Genomic DNA, 10,612 nt, shown 5'->3' on the forward strand with positions numbered 1-10,612 from the left:
GGGGTCGGTTTGTGAAGCGACATTGAGCGTTTCCGGGATAAATTCAGCCAATGCCGGAGCGAGTAAAGTTTCAAATTGCCCGGGGCTGGATGGAAGAAACCCGGAAACGGTCAGGAGCGAAAAAACCGGCGCCGGCCCCAGGGCTTCCTTCCTGCAACAACAGCGGACGCGGTAAAAAGCTTTTTACGATTCCATCACTGTTTGCCCCTTATGGCAGATACAGGAAAAAATCCACGCGCAGTTTGGCCTGGGCCACGCGGATCTGCTTAAAGGCCTCTTTTAATGCCTGCTGGTCAATGGTGGTCAAATCACCCGGCCTCAGATAATTGTTGACCTCGCCCTGCCCGCTTTCCAGGATCCGGCTCTGGTGCCTGAGACGCTGGTGCATGAGAAATTCATAGGCATGGACCAGATCGTCAAAGGCTTCCTTGTCAAGGCGCTGCTGATCATACAGGGCCCGGAGGCGCTTGACCGTATTGGTTTCGGTGATTTGGGCCTGCATGGCATAAATCCGGCCGAAATCCACTACCAGGCGCATGGCGCTTTTGATATCCAGGGCGCCTTTTCCCCGGCCCTTTTCCTGGAGCACAAAATTGCCGAAAAACCCAAGGGGCGGCCGGTAATGAAGGGTGTTTCTGGCCATGTGCCGCAGCAGACCGGGCCATTCAGCCAGCTCGGCAAACAGGGCTGAATGCAGGGCATCCACAAGCTCCCGGCTGCCGTTTCCAAGACGGAAATCAAAAAAAATCCCGGCATTTAAAATCCGGTCCGGATCATCGCTGATCACCCATTTCCGGTAATATTTTTTCCACACGGACAAGGGCTGGCACCAGTCGGGATTTTTGGCCATGATATTGAATTCACAGTGCTGTTGGCCGATTTCATGGAGCTGATCACAGATACGGGTGCCAAGCTCCAAAAAATAGCGGTTTACCGCTTCCTTGTCTTTTTCGGCCACGTCTGCATAAACTATGGCATTGTCCTGATCGGTCTTAAGCGTCTGTTCCTTTCTGCCCTCGCTGCCAAAAAGCAGAAACGCGAACTCTGCCGGCGGGGTTCCCATGTCAGCCAGGGTCATCTCCATGACACGGGACAGCACCGCATCGGTGATGGCGGTGATAATACCGTTGACATGGCCGGCTCTCAGGCCGCTTGACAGCAGGCGGGTGACCACTTCCGGAAGCTTGGCGTAGGCCTGCTTCAGCTGCTCGGTTTTTCTGGCATTTTGAATCTCATGGACAAGAAACACCGGGGACTGGGTGCCTTCCAGCAGCAGGTCCCGCTCGGTGATCACCCCCTGGATGCGCTCGCCGGCAAAAACCGGTAGATGCTTGATCCGGCGGCGCATCATGGTCAGCACGGCTTCAAACACCGGCACCTGGCTGCTGATCTGTATCAGAGGCCCGGACATAATGGTCTCCACCGGATCCTGCGCAGACCGGCCGGCCACGATGACTTTTTTGCGCAGGTCATCGTCTGTGATCAGGCCGGCAGGCCGGCTTTGATGGTCAAGGACAACAATGGCACTTCTTCCGCTGGCACTGATCAGCTCGGCCGCCTCGCGAATGGAGGTGCCCGCAGGACAGGAGGGAAAACCCCGGGCAATATCGCCCACCGGCTTCCACATAAACGCATCAGCAACAGGCTCCGGGACCAGTGCGGCTTCGGCGGCGCCGACCGGAGGCGGCCGTTTTCTCCCTTCATCCATGGAACGGGAAAAATAGCGGGCAAAATCCGGGTGCTTGACACACAGGCGCAGGAAATTTTCCCTGTCCAGTGCATAAACAGTGACGTCTTCTGCACAGCGCACCGTGGAAGTGGAAATCCCGTTGTTAAACAACAGGGAAATGCCGCCGTAAATGCGCCGGGGCCCCAGAATCTCCTTGACTGACGGCTTGCCGTTTTCCTCGATCACGCGCTCGAGCCGGCCGGATTGCACAATAATCACATGGGGAAGGATGGTTTCTTCCTGAACAAACAGGGTGTGATTTTTTGGATGGCTCAGCTCGGTTAAATTGGCGGAAACGGTTTCGATCTCGGCTGCGGGCAGAAGGTCAAAGGGCGTTGCGGCACGCAGAAACGCCTGCCGGCCCCCAAGCTGCGCAAAACCAACCGGCTGAACCTGGCGTGGAAAATTTTCCATGGCATCCTACCTGTTTTTTTACCTGTGAAAAACCGGCCGGCGACCGGCCCCTGAATGGCAAAAACCGCGCAAAAAAATCGTATCTATTATTATAACATAAATTTTGTGATTTTGGACATGAAGCTTGATAAGCCTGTAAAAAGTCTTTTTTACAGGAAGTGTTAAGTTTTAAGTGATTAAGTGTTAAGTAAAATCAAAAAGTTATTTTTTTATTGGTTGGCGGTTATACCAGTTTTAGGACTTTTTACGACTGCATCAAGCTTTTTTGGGCACAAACTTTTTTCAGGCAATTTGAAACCCACTGCAGTGCCGGGCAATACCGTGCATATGCTTGACAAAAACCGGTTTTCTCCGTATGATAGCAGCCTTGTATAATTCATATCCGAATACTTAAGAGGTACAGATGCTAAGTTCAATGCGCAAAAGCGCTGGTTCGTGGATGATCAAGATCCTGCTGGGGCTCATCGTGCTGGCTTTCGTTTTCACGGGAGCCGGCTCCTTTTACTCCCAGCGGGAAACCTCAGTTGCGGAAGTCAACGGCGAGCCCATCACCATTGATGAATACCAGCGCACCTATAACAACATCATGCAAAACCTGGAACAGCGCTTCGGCGATCAGCTCAATCAGGACCTGCTGGATATGCTCGACATCCAGGGCCAGGCCTTAAACCAGCTGATCGAAAAACATCTGCTGCTGCAGGTTGCCGAAAAAAACAATCTCCGGATCCCGGATAAGGCCCTTGCCAGCGCCATTGCAGATATTTCCGCCTTCCAGAATAACGGCCGGTTCGATGCCCGGCGCTATCGGCAGCTGCTGGAACAAAACCGCCTGTCGCCGGAAGACTTTGAGAACCTGCACAAGCAAACCCTCCAGACCGGCATGATCCGGAACCTGGTGTCCGGCGCCGTCCCGGTTTCCGAAATCGAAACCCGCGCATGGCACAACTGGCAGAACATGGAAATCAAAATTGACTATGCGGAGTTCTTCGGCAGCAACTTTTCAGATATTGAAGTCTCTGAAGAAGAAATTCGGGAATACTTTGAGGCCAACAATGAAAAATACAAAACTCAGCCCTCGGTCCAGGCGCGCTTTCTGCGCTTTGACCCGGCTGACTTCATTGATGAAATAGAAATCCCGGAATCGGAAATCAAAGATTACTACCAGGCCCATCAGGACGAATTCGGCACCCCTGAAACGGTTACAGCCCGCCACATCCTGCTGCAGGTCCCGGAGGACGCAGAGAAAGGCCAGGATACCGAAATCCGGAACCGGGCCGCTGAAATCATGGAAAAAGCCCGCAGCGGGGAAGATTTTGCCACACTGGCGCAAAAACATTCCGACGGCCCCACGGCAAAAGACGGCGGATATTTGGGATCATTTAAACGCGAAGACATGGTCGACGCCTTTGCCGAAGCCGCCTTTTCCCTTGATCCGGGAGATATCAGCGAACCGGTGCGCACCCGGTTCGGCTGGCACGTGATCAAGGTGGAAAAGCGACAGGAGGCCGAAGTCGATTCCCTGGAAAAAGTCCGTGATAAAATCAGCGACAAGCTCGCCGAGCAGCAGGCAAGAACCATTGCTTACGACAAGGCATGGTCGCTTTATGAAATATCATTTGAAGGCGATGACCTGATTGACAATGCCCGGGACCTGAATCTCGCTATTGAGACCACGGATTTTTTCACCCGGGAAAAAGGGCCGGCAGACATTGACGCCCCGGGAAAATTTGCTGAAACCGCCTTTGACATTCCGCTGATGGAAATCAGCGAGGTCAAGGATATCGGTGATGCCTATTTTTTGATCCAGCCCATTGAACGAAAAGAAGCGGAAATTCCGGACCTCGATGATATCAAAGAAAGGGTGGAAAACGACCTGGTGCGGCAAAAGCAGCGTGAGGCCGCAGAATCGGCAGCAGAAAAATTTCTGGCACAAGCCCGCTCCGCAGACAGCTTTGATGATGCCGCCCGGGAAGCAGGCGTTGAAATCCAAACCACGGATTTTTTCAAACGCAGCCAACCGGTGCCCGATATCGGCAGCAGCCGGCAGGTATCAGCGGCCGCATTTTCCCTGAGCCCGGAAAACCCGGTTTCCGAATCTGTCATCAAGGAAGGCGGGCGTTTTTTCGTTCTTCACCTGCGCGAACAAAAGGTTCCGGATGAAAAAGATTTTGAATCACAACAAAAAACCGCTGCAGCGCAGCTCAAGGAAGAAAAACGTCGGCAGACACTGAACAAATGGATTGCAGCACTGCGGCAAAACAGTGACATTGAAGTATCTGACCGGTTCTCCGACTAATTTAAACAAAAACGGCGTTAAAACCGCAGATCAGGTCAGAGGTTTTAAAAGCCGCTTCTGGGCCCGATCAACCAAAAGGGGGGATCATGGGCGTACGGGAAAAAAAGACAAAGGGCAATCCGGATACCTATCTGATCAAACGCTGCCCGGAATGTTTTGCAAGCCTGCCCATTGACGCCACCCATTGTTTTTCCTGCAAGGCCCGGGTGGGCAAGGTGGACCGTCACGGCAAGGCCAAACGCCCGATCAACTGGTATTCTTACATCACCTGCATTATTTCCTGGCTGGCTCTGATCTTATACATCAAATGGGCTTTTTTTTAGCCACAACCCTGGCTTCAGGGCTTTTCGAAAAATATGGGCAACGATATTATTTCGACACCATGGCCCGCATCATATCCCCTGAATTTTCAGAGTGATCTGCGATATTGCCGATAATCTCGGCCAGCCTCACCAAATGAAACACGGTGATGGGGTCAGTTTCGGTTTGAAACACCTTCCGGATCAGGGCATATTCGCGCTGATCGGCATCATGTTCCATCTGACGAATATTGGAAATGATGTCCTTGACTTTTTTGCGTTGTTTTTCGGAAAAATTTTTAAAGTAGATCTGGGCCTCGCCCACCATGCGGCTCAACTCCTCGGTAGGTTCAATGGCGGCATCCACCAGCAGAAAAAAATCGCGTTCCAGAATTTCCGGAATCCCGTTGTCCATTCGGTGGGACAGCCAGTTTAACGCCTCCTGCACACTGTCGAGAACGTTGTCCTGCTCCCGCAGATACTGAAACAACTGAAATTTCTCCACCGGAAGCATGACCCCCTTTGGCAGGTGCCCGCGAATTCTGCGCTTGATGGCATCGGCGTCATGCTCGATGCGAATGACTTCCTGTCGGTGATCCTCGAATACCTCGCATTTCGAGGAGGCATAACACTCCATGGCCTGCTGGAAGGCCCAGGCACATTCTTTGACCTTTTCAGCATGATCCTGCAGGGCGTCAAAGGGGGATGTAATAAATAAGGAAAAAAACGGAATACGCATGAAAACGCCTCCTTCGAAGGTGATTACAATATCAGGGATAGAAGTTTAAACAACACGACACTGGTAATGGCGGCCATGGGCACGGTTAACACCCAATATAGCATGATCCGAAATATAATACTAAAATTCACCGCTTCCAGCCCCCTGGCCAGGCCGACCCCCAGGACGCCGCCTACGGCCGCATGCGTGGTTGAAACCGGCAGCCCCATTTTGGAGGCCAGCAAAACGGTTGTGGCAGCGGCAAAGTCCACGGAAAACCCCCGGGTATTGCTCAGGGTGGTGATCCGCTCGCCAACCGTACGGATCACACGGGCGCCACCCATGGCGATGCCTGCGGCAATACCCACGCCGCCGAACAGCAAAAGCACGTATGGAACCGGAACTGTCTGCCCGGCCTCTCCGGTGGTCACCAAAAAATAAATCAGGGCCAGCGGGCCGATGGCGTTGGCCACATCGTTGGCGCCCTGGGCCAGGGCAACGTAGCAGGAGGTTCCGATCTGAATGCGCCGGAAAACGCCTTCAGCGCCCTCTTCGCCGGTCCGTACGTTTCTGAACCAAAGCAGAAGGCGTTTGCCCAGAAAACCGAGCAGAACGGAGCAGACAAAGGCAACCAAAAAAGCCATTGGCGTGCTCAAAGCCAGGTTTTTGCCCAGGGGCGTCTTGAATACAAAAGACATTATCACCACAAACACGGCTATGCCGATGAAAACGGGCGAAAGCCGGAACGCCGTGCCTACGGGATCGGACCGGGACAAAATAACCCGAACGATAATCTTAAACATCACAAAGGCAATCACCATGCTAAATACCGGAGAGATCACCCAGCTGGCCACCACCGCCCCCAGTCCTGCCCAATTGATCACGGAAAAACCGCCGGTGACAATGCCGAATCCGATCATGGCCCCCACAATGGAGTGGGTTGTGGAAACCGGCAGGGATTTCCAGGTGGCAAACGAAACCCAGAGGGCGGCGGCCAGAAGCGCCGACAATGCGCCCACCAGGGCAATCTGGGGGTCATTTAACACTTCGGGCGAAACAATGCCCTTGCGGATGGTATCTGTCACGTGGGAGCCTATAAAAGCCGCGCCCACTATGTTTAAAATACCGGCGATGAAAATGGCCTGCCGAAGCGTGATGGCTTTGGCACCCACGGCCGAGGCCATGGAATTGGCCACATCATTTGCCCCGATGTTCCAGGCCATGTAAAATCCGATGGTGAACCCTAAAACCAGAATGACATATTCCATGGGCCTGTTCTACCTATAACTATTTTTATTATCAGGAAAAATCACTTTGCCAAAAACCGAGGAGTCCTGTTTATTTTATGTAGTGCTCCCATAGCACACCCGGCCACCGCGTTCAAGCCGCAAAAACCATTTCCGTTCCGTGCCGGTAAACAGATCGTCCGTTTTGATTCATGGCCTGACCTTCATGTTCTTTTTCGGCCGGCACCCCGCTCTGAACGGATCGGCTTGACGGGCGCGGCCGTGCGTATTAATTTAATTGTTCATATTTTTACCCCATTTACAATACAGGAAAGCTGCCGTGAAAAAAACAATGAAACCTGCGTGGAAAATTCTTCTTTTTGGCATTCTCACTGTCATGCTGACAGCCGCCGGCTGCCGGACACTGGTTCCCGGCCGGGTTGCGCCGGAGACGCCGCAAAACCAGACCAGCGGCTGGGCCCATGAACAAAGCGACCTGTCGCCTGATCCCGAAGTTATATTCGGAAAACTGGACAACGGGTTTTCCTATGTGCTCATGGAAAACCAAAAACCCGAAGGCCGGGTGAAAATGCATTTAAACGCCGATGCCGGCTCATTTCACGAAACCCCGGAGGAGCGCGGGATCGCTCATTTTCTCGAACACATGCTTTTTGCCGGGACCCGAAACTTTCCATCCGGCGAGCTGGTGAAGTACTTCCAGCGCATCGGCATGAAATTCGGACCGGATGTCAACGGCCGCACGGGTTTTTACAACACCACTTATGATCTGGACCTGCCGCGCGGCAATAAGAAGGATATAGACGAAGGGCTTTTGGTCATGCGCGATTTCGCATCAGAAGCCCTGCTGGAGCCCGGGGAAATCGAAAAGGAAAGATCCGTTATCCTGGCTGAAAAACGGACCCGGGACAACCCGGATTACAGAACCTTCAAAGAAACCTTCCGATTTGAGCTGCCCGACACCCGAATTGCCGGACGCATGCCCATCGGCACCCGCCAGACCATTGAAAACATCGACCGGCAGATGCTGGAGACCTTTTACCATACCTGGTACCGGCCGGGCCGGCTCACATTGATTGCCGTTGGCGATTTTGACCCGGAGACCATGGAAAACGTAATTGAAAAACGCTTTTCCGGCCTTGCCGCAAAGGTACCGGAAAAACCGGAACCGGAATTTGACGACTTTGACCATGAGGGGCTCAAGCCTTTTTACCATCACGAACCCGAAGCCGGCAGCACCAATGTGGCCATTGAAACGCTCACGCGCGCTCCGCAGCCGGCCGACAGCAGGGATTATCAGCAAAAACAACTGCTGTCGGAAATGGCCGACAGCATTGTCGGCCACCGCCTGGACCGGCTGCGCAACGAGCAGGACGCCCCGTTTACCCGGGCCGATATTTACTCCGGCCATTATCTCAAATTTGTCAAAGCCGCGGAAATAAGCGCCAAATGCGATCCTGAAAACTGGGAAGAAAGCCTTTATTTAATCGAGCAAACCCTGCGCAGTGCCCTGGAGTACGGATTTACCGACTCTGAGGTCAGGCGCGTACAAAAAGAATTCACCAATGGCCTGCAGCAAGCGGTCAAAAACGCTCCCACCCGTGAAAACGGACAGATTGCCGGACAACTCCTGCACCATTTGAACACCAAACGGGTTTTCCAGTCCCCGGCCCAGCGCCGGGACCTGCTCCAGCCGGTGATCGACAGCGCCACACCGGAAAAACTGCATGAAATGCTAAAAAATCAATGGGCCCCATCCCATCGGCTTGTGCTGGTGACCGGAAACGCGGATCTGGCAGATGACGCTGAAACCGGAGAAAAGAAAATCACTGCTGCATACAAACAGAGCCGGCAAACCCAGGTACAGGGACCGGATGCCCAAGACGCCCTTGCGTTTCCCTATCTGCCGGCCCCATCCGGAGCAGCGGCCGTCGCGGACCGGACGAAAATGGATGAAACCGGGGTGACCCGGGTCAGATTTGAAAACAACGTCACCCTATTGGTCAAAAAAACCGATTTTGCCGCCAATGAGGTTCTCGCGGCCGTGAGCTTCGGCCGTGGCCAATCCTCGGAACCACAGGACATGCCCGCGCTTTCGGAGATGACCGACCGGGTTATCAATTCCAGCGGTCTGGGCAAACTGTCAGAAGACGAACTCAGCCGGGCCCTTGCCGGCACCTCCACCCGGGTTTCCTTTAACGTGGAAGAAGACAAGTTCGTATTTTCCGCCAGATCGGTACCTGATGAAACCGAGTTGATGTTTCAATTGCTCAACCATTATATACAGGACCCGGGATTCCGGCAATCGGCCCTGCGCCGGAGCGCCCGGCAGCTGACCCAGAAATACCGGTCCCTTTCCCATTCGGTCCAGGGCGCCATGGCCATCAAAGGCCAAAAATTTCTGGCCGGCGGAGATTGCCGGTTCGGATTCCCGGACCCGGAGTCCGTTGAACAGGTGGACCTGGCTGATATCCGCAACTGGATCACCCCGGCTCTGACCAAAGGGCCCCTTGAAATCGCGGTGGTGGGCGACATTGACGAAGATGCCGTCATTGGAGCGGCAAGCACCTATTTCGGATCCCTGCCCCAAAGAAAGGATTTGCGGGAGTCTGAACCTGTCAGCACCCCTGAGTTTCCCAAAAACCAAGAGATTGAGCTTTCCGTGCCCACACGCATCTCCAAGGCGCTTCTCGTGACCGCCTATCCCACCACCCATATCTGGGATATTCATCAGGCCCGGCGGCTGTCTGTGCTTGCCGATATTGTCTCCGACCGGATGCGCATCCGGATCCGGGAAAACCTCGGGGCCTCTTATTCCCAGGGCGCCGGCCACTCCCCGAGCCGGGCATATCCGGATTACGGCCTGCTGACCGGTTATGCGGTCATTGATCCCGACGAAATGGATACCGTTGAGCAAGCCATGGACGGAATTGCCGCCGAACTCCGGGCAAACGGAGCTACTGAAGATGAATTAAAGCGCGCCCTGGAACCGACTTTTACCCAGATTCGCGAACAAATCAAAACCAATGAGTACTGGCTGCACACCGTACTCAAGGGCGCAGGACGCCACCCGCAGCAGCTTCAGTGGAGCCGCACCCTGCTCGAGGATTATACCTGCATCACCGTGGAGGAAATCAATCAGACGGCCAGGAAATGGCTAAAACCGGCGCATGCGGCCGATATCCGTATCCTTCCGGAACCCGGGGATGCAGACAATATCCCGCCCGAACCGGATGATCAATAATGACAACGGCAATTATTGACTTTACCACATATGACAATTCCGTGCCCGAAGCCCTTGCCCGGGCCGGGGCAAACCCGGTGCTGGCCGGGCAGGAAAGGATCCTGATCAAGCCCAACCTGGTGACCAACACCCCATTTCCGGTGACCACGCCGCCCGGGTGCTGCGAGGCGCTTATCAACGCCGTGCGTGCCTGCAATCCGGATGCTGAAATCATCATTGCCGAAGGCACGGGAGATCCGTCCTGTGACACCATGGAGGTGTTTGCCACCCTGGGATATACCCGGCTGGCTGCGCGCAAACAGGTTCGGTTGGCCGACTTAAACACCCAAGCTCTGAAAAAGATGAAAAACCCGGCCTGCCGGCGGCTGCCCGAGTTTTGGATACCGGACATCGCCTTGTCCTGGTTTATCATTTCCGTGCCTGTGCTAAAGGTTCACACCCTGGCGAAAATAACCGGAACACTGAAAAACATGATGGGATTTGCCCCGCCGTCGCATTATTCCGGCGGCGGGGCATGGAACAAGGCCGCTTTTCACAGCCGGCTCCAGGAGGCCATTGCGGATTTAAACGGGTGTGGCTCTTTTGCAACCACCTAAAATTTGATCACTTTTTGTTCTATCCAGATTCATAGCATAACGGAAAAGTCTACTTGATTCGTTTCAGCGGTA

The 10,612-nt window shown here is 53.9% G+C and carries 7 protein-coding genes; 4 read left to right on the forward strand and 3 right to left on the reverse strand.

Annotated elements, in window-relative coordinates:
• Positions 1–208: 208 nt before the first annotated feature.
• The gene (locus tag ACTCIA_RS15420) at positions 209–2,143 is read right to left on the reverse strand and encodes a DUF294 nucleotidyltransferase-like domain-containing protein (RefSeq protein ID WP_463002697.1); all 1,935 of its coding nucleotides are present in this window, start codon (positions 2,141–2,143) and stop codon (positions 209–211) included.
• Between the two features lie 403 nt (positions 2,144–2,546).
• On the opposite strand from ACTCIA_RS15420, the gene ACTCIA_RS15425 reads away from it, so the two are divergent.
• Both ACTCIA_RS15425 and ACTCIA_RS15430 read left to right on the forward strand, forming a co-directional pair.
• On the forward strand, positions 2,547–4,439 hold the full coding sequence (locus ACTCIA_RS15425; protein WP_463002698.1) for a SurA N-terminal domain-containing protein: 1,893 nt from the start codon (positions 2,547–2,549) through the stop codon (positions 4,437–4,439).
• 86 nt (positions 4,440–4,525) lie between these two features.
• Entirely contained in the window at positions 4,526–4,762 is a 237-nt protein-coding gene (locus ACTCIA_RS15430; RefSeq protein ID WP_463002699.1) for a hypothetical protein, read from the forward strand.
• 46 nt (positions 4,763–4,808) lie between these two features.
• Here the strand turns inward: ACTCIA_RS15430 and ACTCIA_RS15435 are convergent, their stop codons facing one another.
• Together ACTCIA_RS15435 and ACTCIA_RS15440 are read right to left on the reverse strand one after the other, a co-directional pair.
• A complete protein-coding gene (locus tag ACTCIA_RS15435) occupies positions 4,809–5,477 on the reverse strand; it encodes a TIGR00153 family protein (RefSeq protein WP_463002700.1) in 669 nt (222 codons plus the stop codon).
• A gap of 23 nt (positions 5,478–5,500) precedes the next feature.
• Positions 5,501–6,724 (reverse strand): inorganic phosphate transporter, encoded by a 1,224-nt coding sequence (locus tag ACTCIA_RS15440; RefSeq protein WP_463002701.1) that lies wholly within the window; start codon positions 6,722–6,724, stop codon positions 5,501–5,503.
• 298 nt (positions 6,725–7,022) lie between these two features.
• Between ACTCIA_RS15440 and ACTCIA_RS15445 the strand changes: the two genes are divergently transcribed.
• Complete coding sequence (locus ACTCIA_RS15445) at positions 7,023–9,944, forward strand: M16 family metallopeptidase (protein WP_463002702.1); 2,922 nt, start codon at positions 7,023–7,025, stop codon at positions 9,942–9,944.
• Positions 9,944–10,540: a DUF362 domain-containing protein gene (locus tag ACTCIA_RS15450; RefSeq protein ID WP_463002703.1), complete on the forward strand. Its 597-nt coding sequence runs from the start codon at positions 9,944–9,946 to the stop codon at positions 10,538–10,540. The genes ACTCIA_RS15445 and ACTCIA_RS15450 overlap by 1 nt, the downstream gene beginning before the upstream one ends.
• Positions 10,541–10,612 lie beyond the last annotated feature (72 nt).

It is taken from the genome of Desulfosalsimonas sp. (assembly GCF_055149105.1).

Coding starts and splice junctions, on each gene's coding strand:
- ACTCIA_RS15435 (WP_463002700.1), bottom strand. CDS start 5,477: ATGCGTATTCCGTTTTTTTCCTTATTTATTACATCCCCCTTTGACGCC.
- ACTCIA_RS15420 (WP_463002697.1), bottom strand. CDS start 2,143: ATGGAAAATTTTCCACGCCAGGTTCAGCCGGTTGGTTTTGCGCAGCTT.
- ACTCIA_RS15450 (WP_463002703.1), top strand. CDS start 9,944: ATGACAACGGCAATTATTGACTTTACCACATATGACAATTCCGTGCCC.
- ACTCIA_RS15425 (WP_463002698.1), top strand. CDS start 2,547: ATGCTAAGTTCAATGCGCAAAAGCGCTGGTTCGTGGATGATCAAGATC.
- ACTCIA_RS15430 (WP_463002699.1), top strand. CDS start 4,526: ATGGGCGTACGGGAAAAAAAGACAAAGGGCAATCCGGATACCTATCTG.
- ACTCIA_RS15440 (WP_463002701.1), bottom strand. CDS start 6,724: ATGGAATATGTCATTCTGGTTTTAGGGTTCACCATCGGATTTTACATG.